Here is a 26,425-nt window from a genome sequence, read left to right as displayed (position 1 = left end):
TCAGTCCGCCGCTTCGCTGGCCAGCCAGCGAAGCATCGCGCGGCGCTGGCGCGCCTGGAGTCGTTGCCGCTCGCGATAGGCGCGATCCAGCGCCCGGTACAGCGCGACCAGCACCAGTACCAGAAGCAGGGCGAACGGCAGCGCGGCGACGATGATCAATCCCTGCAATGCGTCGAGCCCGCCGGCGAGAAGCAGCGCGACCGCGATCAGAGCCTGGATCGCGCCCCACACCGCGCGCCGCGACAGCGACGGGTCGGCGCGGTCCTCGCTGGACATGCCGGCCAGCACCAGGGTCGCCGAATCGGCCGAGGTGACGAAGAACATCATCAGCAGGGCGATCGCGGCGACCGACGCGATCCGCGTCGCCGGCAACTGTTCGAGCAGACCGAACAGCACCTGCTCATAACCTTGCGCCAGGGGGCCGGCCAAGTCGGCGCCGGCGAACATCTGCGCCCACAGCGCGCTGCCGCCGAAGACGGAGAACCACAGGAAACTCATCAGGGTCGGCACCAGCACCACGCCGAACACGAACTCGCGCACCCGTCGGCCGCGCGAGATGCGGGCGATGAAGCTGCCGACGAAAGGCGCCCAGGCGATCCACCAGGCCCAGTAGAAGATCGTCCACTCGCCGACCCACGGATCGCGCGAGAACGGCGCCATGCGTAGGCTCATGTTCGGCAACTGGTTGATGTAGCCGCCCAGGGTGGTGGTGAAGGTCTCGAACACGAAACCGGTCGGGCCGCATACCAGGACGAAGGCGAGCAGCAGCGCGGCCAAGGCGAGGTTGAGGTTGGACAACCATTTGATGCCGCGGTGTAGGCCGGTCAGGGACGATGCCATGTACAGCACGAAGGCGACCGCGACCACGCACAGCTGCAGGGCCGGCGTCGCGTCGAGGCCGAACACGCGCGCCAGCCCGGCGCTGATCTGGATGGTGCCGAAGCCCAGCGTGGTCGCGACGCCTATCGCGGTCGCGACCACCGCGGCGATATCGACCGCGGGTCCCGCCCAGCGTCGATGCCGCGCCGGGATCACCGGTTCCAGCAGGTCGCTGATCTGGCCGCGGCCGCGGCGGTTGAACCGGAACCAGGCCATCGCCAAGCCGACCAGGGCGTACACCGCCCAGGGATGCAGGCCCCAATGGAAGAACACGTAGCGCATCGACGCGCGCGCCGCTTCCCGGCTCTGCGGCGCCAAGCCCTCGGGCGGATGCAGATAATGCGACAGCGGCTCGGCCGCGCCCCAGAACACCAGGCCGATGCCCATGCCGGCGGCGAACAGCATCGACAGCCAACTGGTGCGCGAGAACTCGGGTTCGGCATCGTCGCCGCCGATGCGCAGATCGGCGAAACGGCCGAAGCTCAGGTAAAGCAGGAACAGCAACGCCGCGAACACGATCAGCAGATACAGCCAACCGGCGTGGGCGAGAGTGGGCGCGAGTACGGACTGGATCGATCGGTTGAACGAATCCGGCGCCAGCACGCCTGCAGCGACCAGGACGGCGAGCAGGACGATCGAAACGCGGAAGACCATGGATTCTCCTGTCGAGGCGTGCGCGGCCGATCACGCGAGACGTCGCGCCAAGCCAGGCGCGACAGCGTTGCGCACGAAGCGGGCTCGGCGATGCGCGCCCGCGCGGGGCGGACGGGCAAGCGGCGACGATGCGACGCAGGGAGCCGAGCGGGAATGTCCGGCCGCGAGCCATGGCCGTCGCGATGACGGCGCAAGCGGAGCGATGCGCTCCGGTGCGGTGGACGCGGCGATTGTAGCAGCCGCGCCGCGGACGATCTTCACATGTCCTGTATCGCGCCGCTTGCGATGGACATCCACACGCCAGCGCGGCCCGCGGCAACTCGAACGGAGCGCCCGATCGAGCGCGGCGCCGCATCGACGGCGTCGTGTGCGAGCGTGCTTCGTCGTGACTTGTCGGGCTCGCATCGGCGCAACGAAAGCGCGTGCGCAGCAGTGTTTGCGGACGATGCGGATTCCGATGGTCAGGCGGCGAACGGCGACAAAGTCTTGTTCCGTCTCTCCGTCTTGTTCGCCATCGTCGGTCAGGACGCTTCGACGATGACGACGCTGCAAATAGCAGGATGCCGTCGAGCCGGGAATGCACGGCGCCCCCATCGCATGGATACGGATTCAGGAATTTCATCGATGAACGACTGCGCTCGATGACCGTTCAGAGCGCCGGTCGGTGCCGATGGATCAAGTGAATGCCGCAACAGTCTGCCCTCCTGTTGCGCTCTTCAGATGGCCTTCACTTTCCTGTCTGCGCGATATCTGCGGCGACATGCCATAGCGATCGGCTGTTGCAGTGAATGTCGCTGCAGGCGACGCGTTCTTCGACGAAGCAAAATCTAAGATTATTCCGCATACATTTTTTGCGTCCGTCTGCCTAGAGTTAAACCCGCTACAAAGTCGAATGTGTTCGAGCGGACGCCGGACGAACGCCAAGCAGCCATCGATCCGGTGGCGATTCGAATCGACCGGGCTTGTTGTAGCTATGGTCGGGCAGCGATCAACGCCGCCCCTTACTTCTATCGCTTAAATCCTATCTGCCGCACGCCATGAACGGCGTGGCTGGTTGGTGTCGCCGTAATAAGGAGATTTTCGATGTTGCAACGTTCAAAGAAGGTCTGCATTGCTGCGGTTGGCGCCGCATTGCTCGGTGCGGCGACGATGAGCTTGCCCGATGAGGGCAAAGGCTTTGCCGCCGAGTTTCCCGGAGCTCCGGATGCTTGGCTGTCGAAACTGTTCGGCGACGACCAGCCGGACCGAGCCTTGTTGGGCACGAGCCGTGCGAACGGGCATCCCGCCGGCACCGCCTCGGCCGAGCGCAACCTGTATGCGATGAATGGGCAAGAGCAGGGACACGGGCACGGGCAAGAGTGGCGCTCGGAGCATGGGGGGCGACAGGGCCGTTCCGCTCAGCCGTCGCAGCGCACGCTCCGCCCGGGGCCCGCGCCTTCGGCTGGCGAAGCGCTGTTCGGCGGCACTCATGTTCAGTCGAAGCCGCTCGAACCGCATATGGTGCCGCCGCAAGGCGTCTATCAGGGGCACCGGGTCAAGATCGGCGAAGAACAGGCGGCGATCGACGAGTTCAATCGCAAGCAGTGGCCCGAGAAGTCGCGCGGGCAGAGACAGGGCGCGAGCAAAGAGACGCCGGCGGGCGCCGCGGCGCACGAAGGTTGCAACTTCGTCGGTGCGGTCGGTGCCGACCTCTTGGAGCGGGTGCGGCATGCGGAATTTTCGTGCCTTAGCGCCCAGTACGTTTTGTCCCTGAGCGACGCGAGGAGTGTGTTCAGCAGCGCGAACATGGTGACTCTCGCCAATGAAGTCGAGCGGCTCAGCCGGATTTACGACGGCGACAACGACGGCTCCCTCAGGGAAATGATCTATGTCATGCGGGCCGTTTACTTCCTGGAAGACAAGTATCGGGACCAGGGTTTCCCCGCGTTCAATGCGAATGTGGCTCCGGCGGTTCGTTCGGCGCTCGACGCGTACTTCAACAACAACGTCGTCTTGACCCTGGAGAACGACGTTCACGCCATAGTCCTCAACGAAGCCCTCACGTTGATCGATTCCACCCAAGAGGCGTTGCGCTATTTGCCGCGCATCCGCAGGCTGATCGAAAACTACGACAACTCGTACGAACGCATGCCCGGCATGCAGAATGCGATACGCCAGAGCTTGCTGGCCCTGTTCAACAGGGGCAAGAAGTACGAGGGCCTGTCGGATCAGGCGGGAATCGACACCGCCAACACGCTCGCCAATTTCATCCGCAACAACTACGGCTTGCTGGATACGAACGGATGGGACCTGGTGAGCGACAGCGGCGCGGAGTTGGGCCGATTCCTGCAGTACAGCGGCAACATCAAGTCGGCCGTCTCCGCGCAGCTTCGGGACCTGGTGCCTCGCACGTCGTTCCAGAACTCCTCCGCGCCGCTCCGGGCCAAGTTCGCAGCGCAGATCAACGCGCACGATCGCGCGAACTGCCAGCAGTACGGGCTGTGCGATTACATCGAAGCGTACAAGGAAGCGGTGTTGCCGACTCGCCATGTGTGCACTCCGAACGTCAGCATCCGCGCACAGCGCATGACCGCGGATCAGCTGCGTACCGCTTGCAATACGGTGGCGGGCGTGGAAGGGTTGTTCCATCAGCGCCTGGCGACCGGTAACAATGCAGTCGCCAACGACAATACCTCGCTGGAGATGGTGATCTTCGACAGCAGCAGCGAGTACAGGAAGCACTCGTCCACCTTCTACGGGAACGGCACCAACAACGGCGGCATCTACCTCGAAGGCAATCCGGCGACCGCAGGCAATCAGGGGCGTTTCATCGCCTATCGCGCCGAGTGGATCCCGGCGTTCACGATCTGGAACCTGGAGCACGAGTTCGTGCACTACCTGGACGGCCGCTACAATCTGTACGGCGACTTCAACGCCGCTTACAGCCAGGGCACCGTCTGGTGGACCGAAGGATTGGCCGAGTACATCTCGTGGTCGTTCCTGAATCAGGACAACACCCGGGCGCGCGACCATGCCCGGAGCAAGACTTGGACGCTCAGCCAACTGTTCAAGACCGATTACGGCGATTCGGCGCGGGTCTACCAGGGCGGGTATTTGGCCGTGCGTTACATGTTCGAGGAGCGATCCAGCGATGTGAACTGGTTCTTGTCCTACTTCCGGCCGGGGAACTATGCTGCTTACAAGCAGCGGATAGACGCCATCGGTACCGGCTATGACGGAGGCTTCAACAACTGGCTGGCTTGCTATGCCGACGGCACTGGCTGCCGGCCGCTGCCGGAATGCACTGCGGCGGACGTGCGTCTGATGGCGGGGAATTGCAGTCGCAGCAATATCTCGCAGACGAAAGGGAATCACGCTCATTTCTACATGAGGGTTCCGGCTGGGGTTTCGACGGTACGGATTACCGCGAGCGGTGGTACCGGCAACGCTAGTCTGTTCGCCAATACCCTTGGCCCCTCGCGTTGGGCGTACTCGTACGATCACAACTACTGGTCGAGGAATAGCGCCGGCAATGAAGAATCGATCGTAATCAACAATCCGCCGACCGACCGGGACATGTACTTCAGTCTCTACGGGGAAACGGACTTCAGTGGAGTGCGCTTGACGGTCAGCTATTGATTGCAGGACTCCAAAACGAGGGGCGGGCCTAGGCCCGCCCCTCGTTTGCGTCTAGGGTTGGGTGATATGCCTACTGTCGGCTCAGTGGCGAAGGGTTTCGTTACCTCACCTTAAAGGTGCACATCATCCCTGCTGAGAGGTTCTGTTGTTCATTCTTGCGATTGAGCGTTCGAAGACGCTTCTGAGTGATTCTGATGCTTCCGCGCCCTGCAGCTTGGTTGAAAATCGAGCGAAGCAGCCCATTCCCTTTTCCCCGAATCATGGGCTCTGTTGCTTCGACGCAGCCAAGCGTCCAGGACATCGCCGCAATTGGCTTTCAAGCCTGTGTGGCCGTTCCTGCCGTGCCCGGCTCCGCCTTGCTTTGGAAATAGATCGAGCCCTATCGGCCGTCCTCCGCCGCCCTCTCTTCTGCGCTGTGTCTACGCTTGGGTCGGCAGGCGGGGGGCTATCCGGTCTGCGCAACCCGCCTCAAGCGCGATAGCCCCGAGGGCTCGCTGCGAACGAACCACCGGGTCGAGGGGCGTGCGCCTACTGCGGGCCGGTCGCTGCTTTGATCGATGGTAGGCGCATCATTGCGCTAGCTTGCGAGCCTGATTCAGGTGCATGGCCACGTGCTCGCGGGTATCGCGCAAGTGCGCCTTGACCGGTTCGCCGCTCGCGGCAGGCATCAGTTGGTTGTCGATCTGCTCCAGCGCGTCCTGATGATCCTTCACCATCGCCGCGACATACGCCTTGCGGTAGTCGTCGCCAGACTTGGCCCCAAGCGCGTCGAGTTCGGCTTTGCCCTTGTCCTTTATCGCCTGGACTTCGGCGCCCTCGGCCGGCGTACCCAGGGTCCGGGTCTTGGCTTGGTTGGCGCCGTGTTCCTTCTCCATCAGGTTGGCGAACTCCAGCACCGCGCCGCTCACGCCTTTCTGCTGAGCCTGGCGTGCGGCTGCGATCTCGTGTTCGTTGAGCGCCGTCAGCAGGCCCAGGACCAGCGGGTCGCCCTGTGCGGCATCCGCCGCGGGCATCGGCGCGGCCGCATCGGCGCTCAGCGTGGCTCCAGCCGGCGTGTCGGTAGCGGCCGGAGCCGGGCCGGCGGCGGCATCGGCGGCGTGATCGGCCGGGCGAGCGGGATCGTTGCGTGGATTGTTGCAGCCGCTCGCGGCGGCGGCGATAGCGACGAGCAGGACGAGCGTTCTCATGGCGACTTCCTCTGCGGACAGAACGCCCTGAACGTCGCAGATTCCATGCCAGATGCGTGCGTAGCGGCATTCGCGGGTTGCGCGTGGCGCAATGAGCGCAGTTTGCGCACGACCGGAAAATCTTGCCGGTGCGGCGAAGCGTCGACGCCGTACGCAGCGCTGATCGCGGGAGGGTGCGATTCGCGACGGCGGCGAGGTCGCGGGACCGTCCGAAGGCGACGCGCTCAGTGTCTCGGCGCGACGGCGCGACCGCGGCGCAGCGCCGCGGTTTCCCAGGCCGCCACGACGACGAACACGGCCGTGGTCGCCGCGCCCAGGGCCAGTGCCGACAGGTGCAGCGGCGCCGCCGCGAGCGCGAGCGCCGCCAGCATCGCCAGCCCGGCCATATGCGACAGCGGCGGGAACCTGCGCGTATTGGTGACCCATTTGAACAAGGCGCAGCCCAGCAGGTACAACGCCGGGCCGCCGACGATCGCGGCGATGCCGGCCGGCTCGGCATGGTCGGGATGCACCAGCACCAGTTCGTCGGCCACCGCGCAGACGACGACGCCGCCGACGATCAGCAGATGCAGGTAGGTATAGGCCAGGCGCGCCTGGCGCGCGCTGTCGCCGCCGTGGACGATGCGGTGTTCGCCGCGCGCGGCGCCGCTGTCGAAATAGATCCACCACATCGCCACGCTGCCGAGGAAGGCGAGGCAGAACGCGGTCACGGTGGTGGGGTTCCAGTCCAGCTTGGCGAAGGTCGCGCCGGTGATGAGGATCGACTCGCCCAGGGCGATGATGATGAACAAGCCGCAGCGCTCGGACAGATGGCCGCCCTCCACGTCCCAGTCGGCCAGGCTCGAACGGCCCAGGCCGGGCACGCGGAAATAGGCGACCGGGCCGAGGTATTCGATTGCGACCGCGCCGAGCCACCAGATCAGGCGCGGCTCCGGTTCGGCCAGGCCGCCGCCGATCCACAGCAGCGCCGACAACGACAGCCAGACCAGGATGCGCAGGAAATTGCGGAAATTGCCGGGACTGCGTCCGCCGCGCAGCGCCCACAGCATGAACAGCGTGCGGCCGACCTGCATCGCCGCGAACACCGCGCCGAACGCGAGCCCGCGTTCGCCGAAAGCCTGCGGCAGCGACGAGGACAGCAGCAGTCCGCCCAGCATCAGGCCGAAGATCATCAGCCGCACCGGCACTTTTTCCGGGTCCAGCCAGTTGGTGACCCAGGACGTGTAGATCCACAGCCACCACACCGCGAGGAACAGCAGGCCGGTGCGCAGCGCGCCGCCGGTGTCGAGGTGTTCGAGCAGAGTGTGCGAGAGCTGGGTAACCGCGAACACGAACACCAGGTCGAAGAAAAGCTCGCTGAAGCCGACTTTGGCGTGGCCTTCGCGCGAGCGCAGCAGGGTGGGGCGGGAAGACGTCGTCATCGATGGGCCGCGGTTGGCGGGAGGGAGGGGCCGGAGTCAGCGGCGCGAAAGCGTCCATCGTAGCGCCAGCGCAGCCACGACGGGCAGCAAGAACACCAGCAGGAAGATCGGCAGCTCGTCGGCGACGCTGTAGCCGGCGTGATGCACGCCGGCCCAGAGGTTGATCCCGGCGCCGATCAGCCACAGCGGCACGAAGGCGACGATCGCTTTGCGCTGCGGCGTCCGGCCGGGACCGCCGGCCAGGCGCGCGATCAGCAGACACAGGCCGAGCAGGGCGAAGCCGGCGAGCAGAACCAGGAGGGTGTGCATGGCGTATCCCCGCAAAAAGCGCGACAGGCGGCGTCGGCGGCCGTCGCGCGCATGGTTGGCGCAAGTGCGTGCAGGCGGCGTGCAGGCGTCGGCACGGGCCGGCGCGCGGCCGAGCGGCGCATCCGCGAATGCGCGCGGCCGGACACGCGCTCGCTCCTCTCGCCCTGGCGCCGGCCTGCCGCGACAACGCAACCTGCGATGTTGCGGCGATGCCGGTCGAAACGGATGTCGCTCCGGCCGGCACCCGTACCGGCTGTGCCCGTGACGGCGTCAGCGCGTCGTATAGCCGCCGTTGGCGAAGAGGGTCTGACCGGTGATCCACCAACCCTCGGTGACCAGGAACCGCACCAGCGGGGCGATGTCCCGGATCTCGGTCAGGCCGCTCTTGGTGCGCCCGCTCAGCGCTGCGGCGGTGGCGTGATAGGCCGCCGACTCCTGCGACTCGGCCGGGTAGAAGAACGGCGTGTCCATCGGCCCCGGGCCGACCGCGTTGACCGAGATGCCGCGTGCGCCGAGTTCCTTGGACGCGGCGCGGGTGAAGTGCTCGATCGGCGCCTTGCTGCCCGGGTAGACGGCGTAGAACGGCGTGTAGGCGGCCAACAGCGAACTGACGATGGTGCAGATGTTGCCGTCGTCGGCCAGCTTCTTGCCGGCCTCCTGGATGAAGAAGAACGCCGCCTTGGAATTGACCGCGAACATGCGGTCGTACTCGGCTTCGGTCACCTCGACCAGCGGTTTCTTGATCACCATGCCGGTGGTGTTGACGGCGATGTCGATCTTGCCGAACGCCGCCAGCGCCGCGTCGAACAGCTTGGCGACCTCGGCCGGCCGGGTCAGGTCGCCCTGGTGGGCGAACGCCTCGGCGCCGGCGGCGCGCACCGCGGCGACGGTTTCCTCGGCCGCGGCGCGGGTGGCGTCGGAGTTGTAGTGGACGGCGATGCCGGCAGCGCCGCCGGCGGCGAGCTCGCGCGAAATCAGGCCGCCGAGGTTCTTGGCGCCGCCGCCGATGACGACGGTCTTGCCGTGGAGGGAACGGTCGGGCATGGAGGGACTCCGTTTTTTGGGGCGGGGAGGGACGCGGGACGGGACTGCCCCGTGTGTTGACACGAATGTGATTGCTGTCATGTTTAGCTCGCCCCGGGCCTGCCGCGCTTCCACGATGTCCGAACCGCTTCCAACTTCTCCGCCGGCCGTTGCGGCCGGCGCCGTCGCCCGCGCCGACGCGGCCCTGGGCGCGGCGGCGGTGCGCGACTGGCTCGGCGCGCGTCGGCTGGCGTTCAACCGCGAACTGAGCCTGGCCCCCGGGCTGGACTTCGCCTTCGCCGCCGAGAGCATCGCCGAGCCGACCCAGTGGCGGCTGCAGCACGACCGCCACACCCTGATCGTCCATCTCGACGGCGCGATGCGGCGCCTGGAGACCCGCATCGAAGGCGCCGGCCGGCTGCGCCTGCCGCCCGCCGCCGGCGACCTGTGGTTGATTCCGGCCGGGCGCCAGTACCGCGGCGAGGCGCTGGGCGGCGACATCGCCTACGCCGAGTTCAATATCGACCCGGCCCGTTTCGGTCCCTGCCGGGATGCCGCCGCCGGGCTCGGCGCGCGCATGAAGCACCGCGATCCGTTCGTGCACGGCCTGGCCGCGCGCCTGGCCGGGCTCAGCGGCGCCGGCGACGAGCTGGCGGCGATGCTGCGCGAGGCGCTGGGCCAGGCCCTGGGCCTGCACTTGCTGCGCGAGTACGCGGCGGGAGCGGCGGCGCATGCCGCGCCGCCGCCGCAACTCGCGCCGATCCAGCGGCGGCGCATCGAGGACTACATCCGCGCGCATCTGGAACATCCGGCTTCGGACCGGCCGATCCGCTTGGCCGCACTGGCCCAGATCGCCGGGCTGAGCGTGCACCGCCTGCTGATCGCATTCCGTGCCGCATTCGGCGCGAGCCCGATCCAGTACGTGCTCGGCGAGCGCCTGCGCCGGGTCTGCCTGCGCCTGCGCGAGAGCGACCAGGACATCGCCACGATCGCCGTGGAGGCCGGCTTCGCCAGCCACAGCCACTTGTCGGTAGCGTTCAAGAAGCGCTACGGCGTGTCGCCGCGCGAGTACCGCGCGGGCGCCGGCTAGCGCGGCCGGCGTCACAATCCGCCCCCTGCCATCGGTCACGTAGACCATCCGCCCATGGGCGCGGTGCGCGCCGTCGCTAGCATCTGCGTGGAAACGTCCGCGTGCGTCGCGGACCGCCATGCGCGGCCGCCGGCCGCGTCCAACGGGCAACGACAGGGAACCAGCGATGCTGACCATCCGCGATTTGACCAAGACTTACGCCAACGGCGTGCGCGCCCTCGACGGCATCAGCCTGGAGATTCCGCGCGGCATGTTCGGCCTGCTCGGCCCGAACGGCGCCGGCAAGTCCTCGCTGATGCGCACCCTGGCGACCCTGCAGGAGGCCGACTCCGGCAGCGCCACCCTGGAGGGCGCCGACGGCAAGCCGATCGACGTGCTGCGCGACAAGGAGACCGTACGCCGCCAACTCGGCTACCTGCCGCAGGACTTCGGCGTCTATCCCAAGGTCAGCGCCGAGGACCTGCTCGAGCATTTCGCCGTGCTCAAGGGCCTGAGCCAGCGCAGGCAGCGCCGCGAAGTGGTGGACGGCTTGCTGCACCAGGTCAATCTGTGGAACGCGCGCAAGCAGAAACTCGGCACCTTCTCCGGCGGCATGCGCCAGCGCTTCGGCATCGCCCAGGCTCTGCTCGGCCAGCCCCGGCTGGTGATCGTCGACGAGCCCACCGCCGGCCTGGACCCCGAGGAGCGCAATCGCTTTCTCAACCTGCTGGCCGAGATCGGCGAGCAGGTCGCGGTGATCCTGTCGACCCACATCGTCGAGGACGTGACCGATCTGTGCCCGACCATGGCGATCGTCAACAAGGGCAAGGTGCTGCTGACTGGCGAGCCGGCCGCGGCGATCGCCGCGCTGCGCGAGCAGGTCTGGCGCAAGCGGGTGACCAAGGCCGAACTGCCCAGCTACGAGACCCGCTTCACCGTGCTGTCGACGCGCCTGGTCGGCGGCCAGCCGGTGATCCACGTGTTCAGCGCCGAGGCGCCCGAGTCCGGATTCGAACCGGTCGAGCCGGATCTGGAGGACGTGTACTTCCAGCGCCTGCGCCAGCACGCGCGCGTCGCGGCCTGAGCGGAGCGCGCCCATGATCCTGGAATTCTTCCGTTTCGAGCTGCGGCAGCAGCTGCGCTCGCCGTTGCTGTGGCTGTTCGCCGCGGTCTACGGTCTGCTCGCCTTCGCCCTGACCAGCAGCGAAGCGGTGCAGATGGGCGGTGCGATCGGAAACGTCGACCGCAACGCGCCGGTGGTGATCGTCAACCTGTTCGGCAATTTCAGCGTGGTCGGGCTGTTCGCGATCATGGTGTTCGTGGCCGGCGCGCTGCTGCGCGACTTCGAACAGGGCACGGCGGACTTGTTCTTCGCCACGCCGATGCGCAAGCGCGACTATCTGATCGGGCGCCTGGCCGCGGCCCTGGTCGGCTGTCTGGCGCTGTACGTGTTGGTTGCGTTGGGAATGATGCTGGGGCCGTTCATGCCCTGGGTGGATCCGGAGCGGGTCGCGGCATTCTCGCTGCGTCCCTACCTGTGGGGCTTCGCGGTGTTCGTGCTGCCGAACCTGATCGTGACCGGGGCGCTGTTGACCTTGCTGGCGCTGAGTTCGCGCAAGTTGTTGGTGGTGTACCTGGGCGCGATGGGGTTCTTCCTGCTCAACGCCATCGCCGGGGTGCTGATGGAGGACATGGAGAACGATTGGCTGGCGACCCTGCTCGATCCGTTCGGCCTGGTCGCGTTCGATCGCAGCATCCGCTATTGGTCGGCCGACGAGTACAACCGCGCGCTGCCGGCGATCGAAGGTTTCCTGCTGGTCAACCGCCTGCTGTGGAGCGCGGCCGGATTGGCGGTGATCGCGCTGGCCTTCGCCCTGTTCAAGCCGCTGCGCGCCGGTACCGGCAAGCCGCGTTGGTGGCAGCGCCGGCGCACCGCTTCGGCCGAGGCGGCGACTCCGCCTCTGGTGCTGCCCAAGGTCTCGCCGCGGTTCGACGCCGGCGCGCGCCGCGCGCAGTTCCTGCATGCCTTGCGCATGGACCTGCTCGGCGTGTTCCGCAGCGTGCCGTTCCTGGTGATGCTGGCGTTCTCGCTGCTGAATTTCCTCGGTTCGGTCAGCGTCATGCAGAGCATGTTCGGGACCAAGACCTACCCGACCACCGCGCTGATGGTGGAGGCGCTGCAGGGCACCTACAGCTACATGCTGATCTTCGTGGTGCTGTACTACGCCGGCGAACTGGTGTTCCGCGAGCGCAGCGTGCGTCTGGCCGAAGTGATCGACGCGATGCCGGTGCCGAACTGGCTGCCGCTGACCAGCAAGTTCGTCTGCCTGGTCGCGGTGGTGGCCTGCTTCCAGGCGGTCGGCGCGGTCGCCGCGATGGGCTACCAGCTGGTCAAGGGCTACACCGCACTGGAACCTGCGCTGTACCTGCAGGGATTGCTGGTGAACTCGACCCCGTTCGTGCTGATGGGCGGGCTGGCGCTGGCGATGCAGGTGCTGACCAACAACCGCTTCGCCGGCTACGGGGTGATCATCCTGGTGTTGGTGGTCAAGGCGGGGATGCGCTATCTGCATCTGGAGCACAACCTGTACAACTACGGCCACGCTCCCGGCGTGCCGTATTCGGACCTCAACGGCTACGGCCATTTCCTCGAGCCGCGGTTGTGGTTCACCGGCTACTGGGGGCTGTTCCTGCTCGCGCTATTGCTGCTGTCGGCCGCATTCTGGGTGCGCGGCGTGGCGCCGGGCTGGCGCGGCCGCATGGCCGTGGCGCGCGAGCGCCTGCGCGGCCGGCCCAGCCTGGTGCTGGCCGGCACGATCGCGTGCTGGGCGGCGGTCGGCGGCTTCATTTTCTGGAACACCAACGTGCTCAACCGCTACTTGCCGTCCGACGTGGCGATGGACGAGCAGGCCGAGTACGAGACCCGCTACCGCCGCTACAAGGACCTGCCGCAGCCGCGCATCGTCGCGGTCGACAATCGCGTCGACCTGTATCCGGAGCGGCTGGCGGTGACGATCGCCGGGCGCTATCGCATCGTCAATCAGCATGCGGCGCCGATCCGCGAGCTGCATGTCCGCTACTCGCCGCAAGCGCGGATCGAACGCATGGAGTTCGGCGGCGCCAAGCTGGTCAGCGACGATCGCCGCATCGGCTACCGCATCTACCGGTTCGACCGGCCGATGCAGGCGGGCGAGCAGCGCAACTTCGATTTCCGCCAGAGCTTCGTCCAGCGCGGCTTCGGCAACGAGCCGGACAATACCTCGATCGTGGAGAACGGCACCTTCTTCAACTCCAACGACCTGCCGCACTTCGGCTACAACGAACGCGGCCAGCTCGAAGACCGCAACGAACGCCGCAAGCGCGGGCTCGGCGAGTTGCCGCGCATGGCCAAGCTCGAGGATCAGGCCGCGCGCGCCAACCACTATATCTCCACCGATTCCGACTGGATCGCGTTTCGGACCTCGGTGTGCACCGCGCCGGACCAGATCGCGCTGGCGCCGGGCTATCTGCAGCGCGAATACCGCCGCGACGGGCGGCGTTGCTTCGACTATGCGATGGACCGGCCGATGATGCCGTTCTACGCGTATCTGTCGGCGCGCTGGGAGGTCCGCCGCGCCGAGCACCAGGGCGTGCCGATCGAGATCTATTACGACGCCCGCCACGCCTTCAACGTCGACCGGATGATCGACGCCTCGCGCAAGTCGCTGGATTATTTCCAGGCCAACTTCACCCCGTACCAGCACCGCCAGGTGCGGATCCTGGAGTTCCCGGGCTACGAGCGCTTCGCGCAGAGCTTCGCCAACACCATCCCGTTCTCCGAATCGATCGGCTTCATCGCCGACCTGCGCGACCCGGACCAGATCGACTACGTGTTCTACGTCACCGCGCACGAGATCGCGCACCAGTGGTGGGCGCACCAGGTGATCGGCGCCGCCACCCAGGGCTCGACCGTGCTGTCGGAGTCGCTGTCTCAGTACTCGGCGCTGATGGTGATGGAGAAGGAGTACGGGCGGGCCAAGATGCGCCGCTTCCTCAAGTACGAATTGGACGAGTACTTGTCCGGGCGCGGCGGCGAGCGGGTCGAGGAGCTGCCGCTGGCGCGGGTCGAGGACCAGCCCTACGTGCATTACCGCAAGGGCTCGCTGGTGTTCTACCGCCTGCGCGAGGAACTCGGCGAAGCGGCGGTCAACCGCGCCTTGCAACGGTTCCTGCAGGACAAGGCCTACCAGGCGCCGCCTTATACCAACTCGGCCGAACTGCTGGGCTATCTGCGCGCCGAAGCCAAGCCGGAGCAGCAGCGGCTGATCGGGGATTTGTTCGAAAAGATCAGCTTCTACGACAACCGGGTGGTCGAGGCCACTTCCAAGCGTCGCGCCGACGGCAAGTACGAGGTGACGATGCGCCTGCACGCGGCCAAGCGCTACGCCGACGGCAAGGGCAAGGAAAGCCCGGCGCCGATGGACGACTGGATCGAGATCGGCGTGTTCGCGCGCGGCCCCTCGGGCGAAGAGGCCGACGAAAAGCCGCTGTGGCTGGAGCGACGGCGCGTCCTCGAAACCGAGCCGACTTTGACCGTGGTGGTCGACGAGGCGCCGTACGAGGTCGGCTTCGACCCCTACAACAAGCTGATCGACCGGGTGCCGGAAGACAACCGCAAGAAGCTGTGAGGGCCGGCGGCGCGGCGAGCCCGTCTGATCGCCGCAGGATCGGAGTGGGCGTCGTCGCGTTCATGGCCCCGGCCCACTGCCGGCGCCACCGTTGCGCGCGCTCATCCGAGGCCCGCCCTTTTGAAGACAAGGGGGCGGGGAGGGACTTCGCGATGGTTCACAGCGACGTGGGGCGATCGGATCGGTGAAGCGGGAAAGCCCCGTCTGGTAGCCCTTTTTCAACGGTGGGAAGCTGGCGAAGGGCAGGGAGGGACCCGGTGGCGAGGGATGCCGCGTCGCTCCTGCGCGGCCTCCCAGCCTGAACGCCGTGCCGGCATCGGCGGGGCGCAAACCGCCGCAGCTGGCGGAGAAGCCGGTTTTCGCGTAGAGTTCGCCCCGTTCAGCGCACGGCTGCCTCCCCGCAAGGGTACGTTTCCCAGGTTGCCTGTCGCCCCGCACCGAGTCCCGGATTCGCCGGCGCGACCTTATCCCGCACGTCTTTCGTAGCGCAGACACGGCCCGGAGCATCCGGCGCCGTTCAATCCGATCACTCGCAGCGCGGTTCAAGGGAACGCTGGAGTCGTCACGCGATCGCCCGCGATCGAGCGCAGGCTTCGGCCCGCGCCGCGGCTGGCTTTCGCGCTTTGCAGGAGTTTCGCCATGACGTTCGAATCGCTTGGGCTGGCGCCCGCGTTGCTGCGCGCGCTGTCCGAACAGAATTACACCACCCCGACCCCGATCCAGGCCGAAGCGATCCCGCTGGCCCTGGCCGGGCACGACCTGCTCGGCGGCGCCCAGACCGGCACCGGCAAGACCGCCGCGTTCGGCCTGCCGTTGCTGCACCGCCTGGCCACCGTCCAGGGCGGCGGCCAGCGCAAGCCGCGCGTGCTGATCCTGGCGCCGACCCGCGAGCTGGCGCTGCAGGTCAGCGACAGCCTGCGCGGCTACGCCAAGTACCTGCGCCTGAACATCCACGCCATCTTCGGCGGCGCCGGCATGGGCCCGCAGCTCGACGCGCTGCGCCGCGGCGTCGACGTGCTGGTGGCGACCCCGGGCCGGCTGATCGACCACCTCGAGCGCGGCAGCGCCAAGCTCGACGCGGTCGAACTGCTGGTCATGGACGAAGCCGACCGCATGCTCGACATGGGCTTCCTGCCGGCGATCAAGCGCATCCTCGGCCGCCTGCCGGCCTCGCGCCAGACCCTGCTGTTCTCGGCCACGTTCGAAGCGCAGATCAAGCAGCTGGCGCTGGAGTTCATGCGCGAGCCGCGCCAGGTGCAGATCGCCGCCAACAACGCCGTGGCCGATGCGATCAGCCATCGCGTGCATCCGGTCGACGGCGGCCGCAAGCGCGACCTGCTGATCGAGATCCTGGCCGGCCGTCCGAACGATCAGGTGATCGTGTTCGGCCGCACCAAGCACGGCTGCAACCGCCTGGCCGAACAGCTCGAAGACGCCGGCCTGAAGTCGGTGGCGATCCACGGCAACAAGAGCCAGGCCCAGCGCCAGAAGGCGCTGCGCGACTTCAAGGCGAACAAGGCGCGGGTGCTGGTCGCGACCGACGTGGCCGCGCGCGGCCTGGACATCCCCAGCCTGCCGCTGGTGATCAACTTCGATCTGCCGATGGTGGCCGAGGACTACGTCCACCGCATCGGCCGTACCGGCCGCAACGGCGCCAGCGGCGAAGCGCTGTCGCTGGTGTCGCCGGACGAGGCCGGCCTGCTGCGCCAGATCCAGCGCATCCTCAAGGACGACATCGAGATGGTGACCGTCGCCGGCTACGAGCCGTCGCGTCCGATCCGCATGGGCTCCGACGCACCGGGCGCGCGCCGTCCGGGCCCCGGCGGCAACCGCGGCAACAACGCGCCGCGCAAGCCCGGCCACCGTCCGCACGGCAAGCCGGCGCCGCGTCATGCGCACGCCGGTCCGAAGCAGCATCGCGGCGGCGGTCAGGGCGGCCAGCGCCGCGACCGCAACGCGGGCTGATCGCCCCGCGCAAGCGGAACCAGGAAGAGGCCGGCGCAAGCCGGCCTTTTTCTTTGGCGGGGAACTCAAGGAGACAGCGAACAGGAGTTGGGAGACAGCGGTGTGGCGCTTTCGCCATTCCGAATCCCCAATCCCGTATCCCCAATGCCCGCCTCAAAACCAAACCGTGTGCGCGATCCCCGTTTGAACGAGCGTGATGGCCGAGGCGAAAAGGCGCGGTTCCGATGATCGGGATCGGCCGTCGCGTCGCGGGACGCGGCGAGGGCCGGTCCACCTACGGAGAGTCGATCATGCAACGCGCAGTCATCGCCGTTCTCGCCACGTTCGCCTTCGCCGCCGCTCCGTTGCAGGCCAAGGAGCCGCGCAAGGCCAAGACCGAGGCGGCCGCCCAGGTTCGTTGCGGCAGCCCGGTCGGCACCTGGCGCAATCAGATGGGGTCGGAAATGCGGATCACGTCTTACGATCCGCGCAGCGGCGCCATCCAGGGCCAGTACCGCACCAGCAGCGGCGCACCCGGTTTCTATCCGCTGGTGGGGTGGGTCAACAGCGCGCCGGCGCAGCCCGGCGGCAGCAACCTGACCACCTACGCCTTCACCGTGCGCTGGAACCAGATCGGCAGCATCACCGCCTGGACCGGCACCTGCGTCGATGGGCCGAACAGCACCGGCCTGCGCACCCTGTGGCAGTTGGCGCGGCCCAACAGCCAGTACGACTGGGACCATATCCTCGCCGGCGCCGACACCTTCGTCTCGCCCTGAGGGCCGTTCGGGAGGGCCGGGCGCGGCCGCCGCTCAGGGTTCGGCGCTGCCGAGCCGGCTGGCGACGCGGCGGTCGCGGCCGTTTTCCTTGGCCTGGTACAGCGCCGCGTCGGCGGCGTCGAACACGGTGCGCACGTGGGTATGCACGCCCGGGACGCAGGTGTACAGGCCGATGCTGAGGCTGACCCGCTGGTCGGCCGAGGCCTTGCCGTAGCGCGCGTCGAGCTTGCGCATGTCGTCGAGGATGCCGTCGGCGACGCGCGCGGCGCCTTCGACGTGGGTGTCCGGCAGGATCAGGGCGAATTCGTCGCCGCCGAAGCGCGCGGCGAGGTCGCGCGGCCGGCGTGCGTGCGCAGCGATGATCTCGGCGATCTCGCGCAGCAGCTTGTCGCCGGCGCGATGGCCTTCGGCGTCGTTGTAGGCCTTGAAGAAGTCGACGTCGATCAGCGCCAGCGACAGCGGCGCGCGGGTGCGGCGCGCGCTGGCCAGCTCGCGTTGCAGCACGTGGTCGAAGCGGCGGCGGTTGCCGAGCTGGGTCAGGGTGTCGAGATTGGCCTCGCGGCGCCAGTGGCGCAGATGGCCGATCACCCACAGCAGGTAGGCCAGGCCGATCATGACGATGGTCGTGGCCGGGGCGAACCAGACATTGCCCAGGCGCAGCAGGGCGACGCTGCCGATCGCGCTCAGCAGCGCGCCGGCGCCGGTCACCAACAGGGGCCGCTCCAGGCGCGGGTGCAACATCAGCAGCATCACCGCGAACAGCATGGCCGCGGCCAGCAGGGCCTGCCACAGCGGGTGCAGCGGCACGATCGCGCGGTCGTGCAGCAGCATCTCGATCACGTTGGCCTGGTACTCGGCGCCGTGCATGCGCGCGTCGTCGGCCATCGGGGTCAGGTAGCTGGGCACCAGCCCGGTCGCGGTGACGCCGACCACGATCCAGCGTCCGCGCAGCAGCTCGGTCGGCACCTGGCCGTTGATCACGTCGGCGTAGGAGACCTGGCCGAAGGTGCCGGGCGGGCCGGCGAAGCGGATCCGCACGTAGTTGTCGCGGGTCCACTGATAGGGCGAGCCCTGCTGCGACCTGGGCCGGCGCAGGCCGGGCAGAGGATGCGGCGCGGTGCCGGGTTCCAGCCCGATCAGCGCCAGGCCCAGCGCCGACCAGCGCGATTCGCCCAGCCCGGCCTTGAGGTACATGCCGCGGGTGGTGCCCTCGGCATCGAGTTCGATGTCGGTATGGCCCAGGGTGGCGGCGGCGGTGGCGATCAGCGGCGTCGGCAGCACTTCCACCGGCGGCGCATTCTGGCGCATCGGCGCGGTGATCACCGGCAGGGCGACCCGGCCGAGCCGGCGCATGGCCGCGGCCAAGGTACGGTCGTGCTGGTCGCCGTTGCGGTCGGGCTCGGTCAGGACCAGGTCCAGCGCGACCCCGCGCACGCCGGCGTAGCCCAGGCGGTCGAGCATTTGCGCATGGATGTCGCGCGGCCACGGCCATTGCCCGAGCTCGTTGAGGCTGCGGTCGTCGATGGCGACGATCACCACGTCGTCGTCGGGCGCGTAGCCCCACTTGGACAGGTGCAGGTCGTAGAAGAAATCGTCCAGGCGCCAGGTGGCGCCGCTTACGGTCAACAGCGCCGCGAGGCCGGCCACGACCAGCGCGGTGGCGCCGCGCAGCAGCCAGGACCGGGCGCCGAAGGTCATAGAGCCAGCAGCAGCAACACGGCGCCCGCCGCGCCGGCGCCGTAGCACAGGCGGCACGGCAGGCGGATTTCCTGCGAGGGGCCGAACGGCGCCGCGTAGCCGTCGTCCTCGACGGTCTGCACGCGCACGTACCAGCGGCCGCTGCCGGGGCGCTTGAGTTCGATCTGCGGCACGTCCACCACCTCTTCGAGCAACAGCGTGGAAAAGTCGGGCTTGCGCGCGATCTGCACGCGGTAGCGCTGGCCCGGTTCGCCCTTCTGCCAGCGCAGGGTCAGACGTCCCTGCGCGGCCTGAGGAGCTTCCAGGCCGGGATCGGCCGGTGCGTCGCTGACCTCGAACGGCAAGGCGTTGCCGAACCGGCCGATGCGGCCTTGCGCATCGCGCGACGCCACGCGCCAATAGTACTTGCCCGCGGGCAGGGATAGCGACGGACGGAAGCGCTGGCCGTCGACTTCGGTATCGATCAGCGGCTGCGCGAACTGTTCGTCCGCCGCCACCTGCAAGCGGGTGCGTTCGACGCCCTGGGCCAGGGTCCACTCGAAGCGCGGCCGCGGCAGGCCGATGCGCTGGCCGTCGAGCGGGCTGATCGTCAGCGGCGGCGGCAGATCGTGGACGACGAAACTGCGCTCGCTGTCGCGGCCGCCCAGGCCGTTGTCGGCGACGGCGCGCACCCGCACCCGCTGGCGTCCGGCCGGCAGGTCGTCGATGCGCAGGCGGGTGTCCTGAGTGCGGGTTTCGAACAGCAGCACTTCCGGCGCGTCGTCGCGCACGACTTCCACCCGGTAGGCCACCGCGCCGGGCACCGGCGCCCAGGCCAGCACGGCCGGCAACTGCTCCAGGCGGGTGTCCGCATCCGCCCAGGACGGGGCCGGCAGCAGCGCGATCGGCGCAGCCGGCGCGGCGCCGGCCGCGGCGACGGTGCCGTAGCCCGGGCGCAGCAGCACCTGGCCCGGGCCGGCGCCGACGGCGACCTTGCCTTCCAGCACTTCGGTCGCGTCCGGCGCGCCCTCATCGCCGGCGCTGACCCGGAAGTGGGTGCCGCGCACGCTCGAGGTCGCCGAGGGGGTGTCGATGATGTAGCGCGAGGCCGGTCCCTTGGCCGGGATGACCCGGTTCAAGGTGCGGCCGCGGCGCAGGCGCATGCGGGTGTCGACCATGCCGGTGCTGCCGTAGCTGCTGAGCTGGTCGAACACCACGCTGCTGTTGTCCTGCACCAGCAGGCGCGAGCCGTCGGCGAACTCCAGCGTGGCGCTGGCGCCCGGCCCGGTTTCCAGGCGGCTGCCGATGCCGATGTGCATGCCTTCGCTGACCAGCTTGGCCGGCAGCGGCGTGGCGGCGGCCGGCGGCAGCAAATTGACCGCGCCGCGTACCGCGACCACCCGCGCCTTGGCCGGCTCGATCCGCAGCCAGCCGATCGGGAACTGCATGCGCGAGCCCGGCGGCAGGTGGTAGGGGTCGGCGATGCGGTTGTATTCCTGCAGTTTGCGCCAGTTGATCCCGACCTTGAGATGCTTGGCGCCAAGGTCCCACAGGGTGTCGCCGGGGCGGACCCGGTAGGCCCAGTCTTCGGCCTGGGCCAGGCCGGAGCCCAGCAACAGCAGGCCGCCCAGGGCGGCGGCGAAGGGCCGGCGCGCGGCGGCCAGGCGACGGGCGGCGCGCACGAAAGCGGGGAGCGGGAGCGCTGGAGTGGGAAGCATCCGTTTTCCGTAGCTGGGTGGGACAGCGGGGCCGACGGGCGGCAGCGGCATAGCAACCGCGCATTATGCGCCGTCGGTCACATTTTTTCCGCCGCGGCCGTTGCGTTCTGCTGCGGCCGACTCCGGGGGCATCCTAGCGCCGCCGGGCCCGGGTTCGCTGTACGGAAGCGGACCGGCCCGTACGGACCGGTCCCGGGGCCTTGGCCGGCGGCGGTCCCACCCGGCCGCCGGCAGGGCCGCTCAGCCGCGGCGCGAGGCGATCCAGCGGTCGATCTTGCGTTCCAGCACGTCCAGCGGCACGGCGCCGTCCTTGAGCACTTCGGCGTGGAACTCGCGGATGTCGAAGCGCGGCCCCAGCGCCTGCTCGGCGCGCTGGCGCAACTGCATGATGCGCAATTCGCCGATCTTGTAGGCCAGGGCCTGGCCGGGGATGGCCATGTAGCGTTCGGCTTCGGCGGTGGACTGGGTCTCGCTCTCGGCCGAGTTCTCCAGCATGTAGGCGATCACCTGCTCGCGGGTCCAGCCCTTGCTGTGCAGGCCGGTGTCCACCACCAGGCGGATCGCGCGCCACAGCTCGTTCTGCAGATAGCCGAAGTAGTTGTAGGGATCGGTGTAGACGCCCAGGTCGCGGCCCAGCGATTCGGCGTACAAGCCCCAGCCTTCGGTGAAGGCGGTGGCGCCGCCGAAGCGGCGGAACTTGGGCAGGTCGCTCAGTTCCTGTTGCAGGGCCAATTGGAAGTGGTGGCCGGGGATGGCCTCGTGCAGGTACAGGTCTTCCGCGTCCCAAGTCTTGCGCGTCGGCAAGTCGTAGGTGTTGACGTAGAAGATGCCCGGGCGGCTGCCGTCCTCGCTCGGCCGCATGTACGAACCGCCGGCCGCGGACTGGGCGCGGAACGCTTCCACCGGACGGATCTCGAACGGCGCTTTCGGGGTCAGCGAAAACAGTTCCGGCACTTTGCGGTTGATCTTGGCTTCCAGACCGCGGTAGTGGGCGAGCAGGGCCGGCTCGTCCTTGAACACGAAGCGCGGATCGTTCTGCATGAACTTGAAGAAGTCCTGCAGCGAGCCCTGGAACTTGACCTCGGCCATGACCTTGCGGATCTCGCCGTGGATGCGCGCCACCTCGTCCAGGCCGATCTGGTGGATCTGCGCCGGGCTCAGCTCGGTGGTGGTCGAGCGGCGGGCGTTGAAGGCGTACCAATCGGCGCCGTCGGGCAGCGCGCCGAGCCCGGCGCTGTCGCGCGCCTGCGCCAGGTACTCGTTCTTGATGTAGTCGCGCAGCCGGGCATAGGCCGGCATCAATTCGGTCTCGATCATCTGCCGGTACTCGGCGCTCAGGCGCGCCTTGTCCTGCTCTTCGATGCCGGCCGGCCAATTCGTCACCGGCTTCCAGAACAGGGTGTCCTCGGCGCGTTCCTTGATCAGCGCGTCGAGCTGCGGCAGCACCTTTAGCATCAGCGCCTTGGGCTGGACCACGCCGCGCTTGACCCCTTCGCGGCTGTTGGCGATGAGCTGGTCGAACACCGCCGGCGCCAGCGCCGCGCGCTTGCGCCAGTTGTCGTAGTCGGCGACGGTCTTGAACGGCTGCGAGCCGGCGCCCGAGCCGAGCTGGGCGATCGTGGCGGCGAAGTTGTTGAACTGGTTGACCGGCTGCATCCAGCCCGGGAAGCGCTCGGCTTCCAGGTCCATGCGCGTGTCGCGGACGAAGATCTCGTAGCTCAGCAAGTCTTGCGCCGACAGGCCTTGCGAGCCGACCGATTCAATGGTCTTGAGCCAGCGCTGGTCGAACTCGCGGCTGCGCCGGCGGAACTCGGCGCTGGCGAAGTTCGGCAAGCGGTCGTTGTAGCGCGGGTCGCCCTGGGCGGTGGCGAGCAGCGGATTGAGCTGCAGGGTTTCTTCCCAGTACTGCTCGTACAGGCGGTTGAGTTTCTCGGCCTTGGTCTGCACGGTGACGCGCGGCGCGGGCGTGCCGGCGTCGGCGGCCTGGGCGGCGGCGGGCAGGGCCAGGACGAGCGCGGCGCTCAAGGCCGCGACGAGGACGAGGCGGGACACGGCGGCCGGGCGCGCGGCGCGCGCCGGGCCCGGTCGGAACGGGGTCGGAGTCATGGGAACGGGCGTTCGCAACGGACGGACCCGCAGGCTCCCGTGCGCGCCATGCCGCGGCAAGCGCCGAAGGTCATGCGCCGCCGCGGCCGCAGCGTGCGCGACGTCGCGGTGTCGCGGATCGCCGGCGGACCAGCGCGCCGGCGGCCGGGTCCTGCGCGTGCGCGGCGGCCCTGCTCAATCGCCGAGGTCGGGCAGGCGCAGGCGGGTGGTGTAGAAGTCGCTGGGCTGGCCGATGTCGCGGGCGTAGAACAACTGCCGGCGTTCCCACAACACGGTGGGATGGAATTCGTCCCATCGGGTGTTGACGCAGGGGCCGAGGTTGACCGCGGTGCCGAAGCGGCCGTCGCGCCAGCGCGCCGCATACAGGTCGCCCCAGCCGTGGCCCTGGTCGGGCAAGGCGTCGGGCAGGTCCAGGCGGGTGAACAGCAGGGTGCGGCCGTCGGGCGAAATTTCCGGATTGAACTCCCAGCGTTCGGCGGTGTTGACGCCGCCGGCGACCGCTTGCGCCGGCGCGTAGTCGCCGTTGCGCAGGCGACGGCTGACGTAGATGTTCCACTCGCCGCCGCGTTCGCTGGCGAAGTAGAGATGGCCGCGGCGATCCATGCTCGGGTACAACTCGTCGCCGGCGCTGTTGACCGCATCGCCGAGATGGCGCGGTTCGCGCCAGCCGTGGGCGTGGCGTTCGGCCAGCCACAAATCCATCTTCCCCGCCTGTCCGTCCGGGCGCGGGCGCGCGGAGGAGAACACCAGCGAGCGGCCGTCGGGCGAGACGAACGGGTCCATGTCGCTGTGCACGCCGGAGAACGACGCTGTCTGCGGCGCGCCCCAGCCGTTGCGGCCGCGCAGCGCGGTGCGGATCGTGGCGCGCTCGCGCGTGCCCGGCCACCAACCGGCGGTGTGCGACCAATACGCGCGGCGACGGTCGGGGCTGAAGCTCAGCCGCCACTCCCAGCCCGGGCTGTTGATGCTGCCGTCGCCGTAGCGGCGCACTTCGGGGCAGGTTTCGCCGGCGCGCAACGGCGCGGCGCAGGCGAGCAGGCTGGCGGCGAAGGCGAAAGCCCAGGGCGCGGCGACGGGCGGCAAGGGGCGGCGCATGGCGGTGTCCTCGTGGGAGCGGTCGGTGGCCGCAGCCTGCGCCGCCGGCCAGGCGCCGAGGCGCCCGCGGGGACGAACCGGGGCCGCGCGGTGACGAATGCCGGCGTTGCGATTGCAAGCGCGCGCGGCGCGGTCCAGCATCCCCGTCCATGCGCAATCGAACTTGGCTGCTGCTCGCGGTGCTCGGCTGGTGGACCCTCAGCGGCTTGGTCTGGGTCGGCCAGATCGCGACCATGCACGAGGCCGCCGGCCAGGCCCCGGACTGGAGCGGCACCCTGCGCAAGGAGCTGGCCAGCGCCTGGCTGTGGGTGCCGCTGACCCTGTTCCTGTTCGAATGCGTGCGCCGGCAGCCGATCGAACGTGGCCGCGTCGCCCGCGCGCTGTGCGTGCAGGGGCTGGCGGTGCTGGCGGTGATCGTGCTGCGCACCGTCGCGGTGCTGCTGTTCAATCGCTGGATCGGTTGGTACGAGGTGCTGCCCGGCCCGGGCGAAGTGCTGTTCACCAGCGTGCTCAACAACACCCTCAGCAGTTGGATGATCGTCGGCGTCGCCCACGCCGGCGCCTACGCGGCGCGCGCGCGCCAGCGCGAGCGTCAGGCCCTGGAACTGGAGTCGCGCCTGGCGCGGGCGCGGCTGGAGGCCTTGTCGGCCCAGCTCAATCCGCATTTTCTGTTCAACGCGTTGAACTCGATCGCCGAGATGGTGCATCGCGATCCCGACGGCGCCGACCGCATGCTGGTCGATCTCGGCGCGCTGCTGCGCCACAGCCTGGACAACTCGCACAACCAGGAGATTGCGTTGCGCGACGAACTGGTCGTACTCGACCACTACCTGGGCATCGAGAAGATCCGGCTCGGCGAGCGCCTGCAGGTCGAATGGGCGATCGACTCGGCCTTGCTCGACGCCAGCGTGCCGCAGCTGCTGTTGCAGCCCTTGGTCGAGAACGCGATCCACCACGCGGTCGCGACCCGGACCACGCCCGGCGCAGTGTCGGTCAGCGCGCAGCGCGAGGCCGACCGGTTGATCCTGGAGGTCAGCGACGACGGCGGCCAGCGTGCGGCCGCCCCGGGGCCGGGCGTGGGCTTGAGCAATACCCGCGCGCGGCTGCAGTGCCTGTACGGCAACGGCCACCGCTTCGAGATCGGCGCGCGTCCCGCCGGCGGCACCTGCGTGCGCCTGCAACTGCCGTACCGGCGATGGGTGCCGGGCGAGGCGGCGGCATGAACGCGACGCCGTTGCGCGCGGTGGTGGTCGACGACGAAGCCATGTCGCGGGCGCGGCTGCGGCGCCTGCTCGAGCAGGCCGGTGCGGTCGACGTGGTGGCCGAATGCGCCGACGGCGACAGCGCGATCGCCGCCTTGCGCCGGTTGCAGCCGGACGTGGTGTTCCTCGACATCCGCCTGCCCGAACTCAGCGGCTTCGGCGTACTCGAAGCCCTGCCGTCGCCGCAGCGGCCGCAGGTGGTGTTCGTGACCGCTTATGCCGATCACGCCTTGCGCGCTTTCGACGCCGATGCGGTCGACTACCTGTTGAAACCTTATTCCGCCGAGCGTCTTGCCGCCGCGCTGGCGCGCGTGCGACGCGCACGCGAACCGGCCTTGCGCGCGGCCGAGGCCGGCGACGGGCAGGCCTATCCGCCGCGACTGGCGGTGCCGGTCGGCGCGCGCCTGCGCCTGATACCGGTCGACGAGATCGAATGCGTGCTGGCGCAGAGCAACTATGTCGAGCTGCGCTGCGGCGCGCAGTCGTATCTGTTGCGCGAGACCATGAGCGGGATCGAAACCCGGCTGGACCCGCGTCGTTTCCTGCGCATCCACCGCTCGCGGATCGTCCGGGTCGACGCGATCCGCGACATCGAACATCTCGACGGCGGCCGCTACCTGCTGCGCCTGACCAACGGCCTGCGCCTAGGCAGCGGCGCCAGCTATCGCGAAAAAGTCCGCGCCGGCCTCGGCCTGGGGTGAGCGGCCGGCGCCCCCTGGGGCGCGCAGGGAGCCCAACGCCGGCGCCATCGATCGAAGCCCGAAACCGTCGCGGGGTTGGGTAGGAGCGGCGCAAGCCGCGACCACGGGACGCGTAGAGGAATCAACGCCTTCGCCATCGATCGAAGCCCGAAACCGTCGCGGGGTGTGTAGGAGCGGCGTAAGCCGCGACCGCGTCCTTGCGGTCTCGCGGCGTCTGTCGTTCGAAGGCCTGTGAAGCTTCAAAGCTTAAAGCTTCAAGCAGAGCTTCCGTCCGCAAGCGGCCGGGTCACTTTCTTTGTCCAAGGCGACAACGTCC

General features: G+C 68.6%; 18 protein-coding genes. 9 read left to right on the top strand and 9 right to left on the bottom strand.

The features are described 5' to 3' along the window. Nucleotides 1-1,533 carry a BCCT family transporter gene (locus TX83_RS08255; RefSeq protein WP_064747471.1) on the bottom strand — a complete coding sequence of 511 codons (1,533 nt, stop codon included), beginning with the start codon at nt 1,531-1,533 and terminating at the stop codon, nt 1-3. 261 nt (nt 1,534-1,794) lie between these two features. Here TX83_RS08255 and TX83_RS22655 point away from each other — a divergent pair, with 261 nt between their 5' ends. Beyond that, on the top strand, nt 1,795-2,178 hold the full coding sequence (locus tag TX83_RS22655) for a hypothetical protein (protein ID WP_141233418.1): 384 nt from the start codon (nt 1,795-1,797) through the stop codon (nt 2,176-2,178). A gap of 438 nt (nt 2,179-2,616) precedes the next feature. Further along, on the top strand, nt 2,617-5,151 hold the full coding sequence (locus tag TX83_RS08250; RefSeq protein ID WP_079248120.1) for a collagenase: 2,535 nt from the start codon (nt 2,617-2,619) through the stop codon (nt 5,149-5,151). Between the two features lie 569 nt (nt 5,152-5,720). Here TX83_RS08250 and TX83_RS08245 read toward each other — a convergent pair. From TX83_RS08245 to TX83_RS08230, 4 genes are all read right to left on the bottom strand, one after another. Then, nucleotides 5,721-6,338, bottom strand: coding sequence for a DUF4142 domain-containing protein (locus tag TX83_RS08245; protein WP_064747469.1), 618 nt, complete (start codon nt 6,336-6,338; stop codon nt 5,721-5,723). 224 nt (nt 6,339-6,562) lie between these two features. Further along, nucleotides 6,563-7,759 carry a low temperature requirement protein A gene (locus TX83_RS08240; protein WP_064747468.1) on the bottom strand — a complete coding sequence of 399 codons (1,197 nt, stop codon included), beginning with the start codon at nt 7,757-7,759 and terminating at the stop codon, nt 6,563-6,565. A gap of 36 nt (nt 7,760-7,795) precedes the next feature. Continuing rightward, nucleotides 7,796-8,068 (bottom strand): hypothetical protein, encoded by a 273-nt coding sequence (locus TX83_RS08235; protein ID WP_064747467.1) that lies wholly within the window; start codon nt 8,066-8,068, stop codon nt 7,796-7,798. 270 nt (nt 8,069-8,338) lie between these two features. Next, nucleotides 8,339-9,112, bottom strand: coding sequence for an SDR family oxidoreductase (locus TX83_RS08230; RefSeq protein ID WP_064747466.1), 774 nt, complete (start codon nt 9,110-9,112; stop codon nt 8,339-8,341). Nucleotides 9,113-9,227: 115 nt separating this feature from the next. Between TX83_RS08230 and TX83_RS08225 the strand changes: the two genes are divergently transcribed. The 5 genes from TX83_RS08225 to TX83_RS08205 all read left to right on the top strand — a co-directional run bounded on the left by TX83_RS08225 (nt 9,228) and on the right by TX83_RS08205 (nt 17,550). Further along, nucleotides 9,228-10,181: a helix-turn-helix transcriptional regulator gene (locus TX83_RS08225; protein ID WP_064747465.1), complete on the top strand. Its 954-nt coding sequence runs from the start codon at nt 9,228-9,230 to the stop codon at nt 10,179-10,181. A gap of 166 nt (nt 10,182-10,347) precedes the next feature. Next, the gene (locus TX83_RS08220; protein WP_064747464.1) at nt 10,348-11,244 is read left to right on the top strand and encodes an ABC transporter ATP-binding protein; all 897 of its coding nucleotides are present in this window, start codon (nt 10,348-10,350) and stop codon (nt 11,242-11,244) included. 13 nt (nt 11,245-11,257) lie between these two features. Next, nucleotides 11,258-14,827: an ABC transporter permease/M1 family aminopeptidase gene (locus TX83_RS08215; RefSeq protein WP_064747463.1), complete on the top strand. Its 3,570-nt coding sequence runs from the start codon at nt 11,258-11,260 to the stop codon at nt 14,825-14,827. A gap of 639 nt (nt 14,828-15,466) precedes the next feature. Continuing rightward, entirely contained in the window at nt 15,467-16,792 is a 1,326-nt protein-coding gene (locus tag TX83_RS08210) for a DEAD/DEAH box helicase (protein WP_064747462.1), read from the top strand. 290 nt (nt 16,793-17,082) lie between these two features. Then, nucleotides 17,083-17,550 carry an avidin/streptavidin family protein gene (locus TX83_RS08205; protein WP_186442552.1) on the top strand — a complete coding sequence of 156 codons (468 nt, stop codon included), beginning with the start codon at nt 17,083-17,085 and terminating at the stop codon, nt 17,548-17,550. A gap of 33 nt (nt 17,551-17,583) precedes the next feature. Here TX83_RS08205 and TX83_RS08200 read toward each other — a convergent pair whose 3' ends face one another. The 4 genes from TX83_RS08200 to TX83_RS08185 form a co-directional block, all read right to left on the bottom strand. Continuing rightward, nucleotides 17,584-19,248, bottom strand: coding sequence for a CHASE2 domain-containing protein (locus TX83_RS08200; protein WP_064747460.1), 1,665 nt, complete (start codon nt 19,246-19,248; stop codon nt 17,584-17,586). Further along, nucleotides 19,245-20,909, bottom strand: a complete 1,665-nt coding sequence (locus TX83_RS08195) for a FecR domain-containing protein (protein WP_261370062.1) — start codon at nt 20,907-20,909, stop codon at nt 19,245-19,247. The genes TX83_RS08200 and TX83_RS08195 overlap by 4 nt, the downstream gene beginning before the upstream one ends. Nucleotides 20,910-21,185: 276 nt before the next feature. Next, nucleotides 21,186-23,051 carry a DUF885 domain-containing protein gene (locus TX83_RS08190; protein ID WP_064747458.1) on the bottom strand — a complete coding sequence of 622 codons (1,866 nt, stop codon included), beginning with the start codon at nt 23,049-23,051 and terminating at the stop codon, nt 21,186-21,188. A gap of 174 nt (nt 23,052-23,225) precedes the next feature. Next, on the bottom strand, nt 23,226-24,146 hold the full coding sequence (locus TX83_RS08185) for a TolB family protein (protein ID WP_075575058.1): 921 nt from the start codon (nt 24,144-24,146) through the stop codon (nt 23,226-23,228). Nucleotides 24,147-24,295: 149 nt separating this feature from the next. Between TX83_RS08185 and TX83_RS08180 the strand changes: the two genes are divergently transcribed. Together TX83_RS08180 and TX83_RS08175 are read left to right on the top strand one after the other, a co-directional pair. After that, nucleotides 24,296-25,369, top strand: coding sequence for a sensor histidine kinase (locus tag TX83_RS08180; RefSeq protein ID WP_064747456.1), 1,074 nt, complete (start codon nt 24,296-24,298; stop codon nt 25,367-25,369). Then, complete coding sequence (locus tag TX83_RS08175; RefSeq protein ID WP_064747455.1) at nt 25,366-26,109, top strand: LytR/AlgR family response regulator transcription factor; 744 nt, start codon at nt 25,366-25,368, stop codon at nt 26,107-26,109. The genes TX83_RS08180 and TX83_RS08175 overlap by 4 nt, the downstream gene beginning before the upstream one ends. Nucleotides 26,110-26,425 lie beyond the last annotated feature (316 nt).

It is taken from the genome of Lysobacter antibioticus HS124, assembly GCF_000336385.2.
GTDB lineage: Bacteria > Pseudomonadota > Gammaproteobacteria > Xanthomonadales > Xanthomonadaceae > Lysobacter > Lysobacter firmicutimachus.
This window is presented reverse-complemented; position numbering and strand designations above follow the sequence as displayed.

Excerpts from the sequence above, each read along its gene's own strand:
- TX83_RS08255 (WP_064747471.1), bottom strand. The coding sequence starts at position 1,533 with ATGGTCTTCCGCGTTTCGATCGTCCTGCTCGCCGTCCTGGTCGCTGCA.
- TX83_RS22655 (WP_141233418.1), top strand. The coding sequence starts at position 1,795 with ATGTCCTGTATCGCGCCGCTTGCGATGGACATCCACACGCCAGCGCGG.
- TX83_RS08250 (WP_079248120.1), top strand. The coding sequence starts at position 2,617 with ATGTTGCAACGTTCAAAGAAGGTCTGCATTGCTGCGGTTGGCGCCGCA.
- TX83_RS08245 (WP_064747469.1), bottom strand. The coding sequence starts at position 6,338 with ATGAGAACGCTCGTCCTGCTCGTCGCTATCGCCGCCGCCGCGAGCGGC.
- TX83_RS08240 (WP_064747468.1), bottom strand. The coding sequence starts at position 7,759 with ATGACGACGTCTTCCCGCCCCACCCTGCTGCGCTCGCGCGAAGGCCAC.
- TX83_RS08235 (WP_064747467.1), bottom strand. The coding sequence starts at position 8,068 with ATGCACACCCTCCTGGTTCTGCTCGCCGGCTTCGCCCTGCTCGGCCTG.
- TX83_RS08230 (WP_064747466.1), bottom strand. The coding sequence starts at position 9,112 with ATGCCCGACCGTTCCCTCCACGGCAAGACCGTCGTCATCGGCGGCGGC.
- TX83_RS08225 (WP_064747465.1), top strand. The coding sequence starts at position 9,228 with ATGTCCGAACCGCTTCCAACTTCTCCGCCGGCCGTTGCGGCCGGCGCC.
- TX83_RS08220 (WP_064747464.1), top strand. The coding sequence starts at position 10,348 with ATGCTGACCATCCGCGATTTGACCAAGACTTACGCCAACGGCGTGCGC.
- TX83_RS08215 (WP_064747463.1), top strand. The coding sequence starts at position 11,258 with ATGATCCTGGAATTCTTCCGTTTCGAGCTGCGGCAGCAGCTGCGCTCG.
- TX83_RS08210 (WP_064747462.1), top strand. The coding sequence starts at position 15,467 with ATGACGTTCGAATCGCTTGGGCTGGCGCCCGCGTTGCTGCGCGCGCTG.
- TX83_RS08205 (WP_186442552.1), top strand. The coding sequence starts at position 17,083 with ATGCAACGCGCAGTCATCGCCGTTCTCGCCACGTTCGCCTTCGCCGCC.
- TX83_RS08200 (WP_064747460.1), bottom strand. The coding sequence starts at position 19,248 with ATGACCTTCGGCGCCCGGTCCTGGCTGCTGCGCGGCGCCACCGCGCTG.
- TX83_RS08190 (WP_064747458.1), bottom strand. The coding sequence starts at position 23,051 with ATGACTCCGACCCCGTTCCGACCGGGCCCGGCGCGCGCCGCGCGCCCG.
- TX83_RS08185 (WP_075575058.1), bottom strand. The coding sequence starts at position 24,146 with ATGCGCCGCCCCTTGCCGCCCGTCGCCGCGCCCTGGGCTTTCGCCTTC.
- TX83_RS08180 (WP_064747456.1), top strand. The coding sequence starts at position 24,296 with ATGCGCAATCGAACTTGGCTGCTGCTCGCGGTGCTCGGCTGGTGGACC.
- TX83_RS08175 (WP_064747455.1), top strand. The coding sequence starts at position 25,366 with ATGAACGCGACGCCGTTGCGCGCGGTGGTGGTCGACGACGAAGCCATG.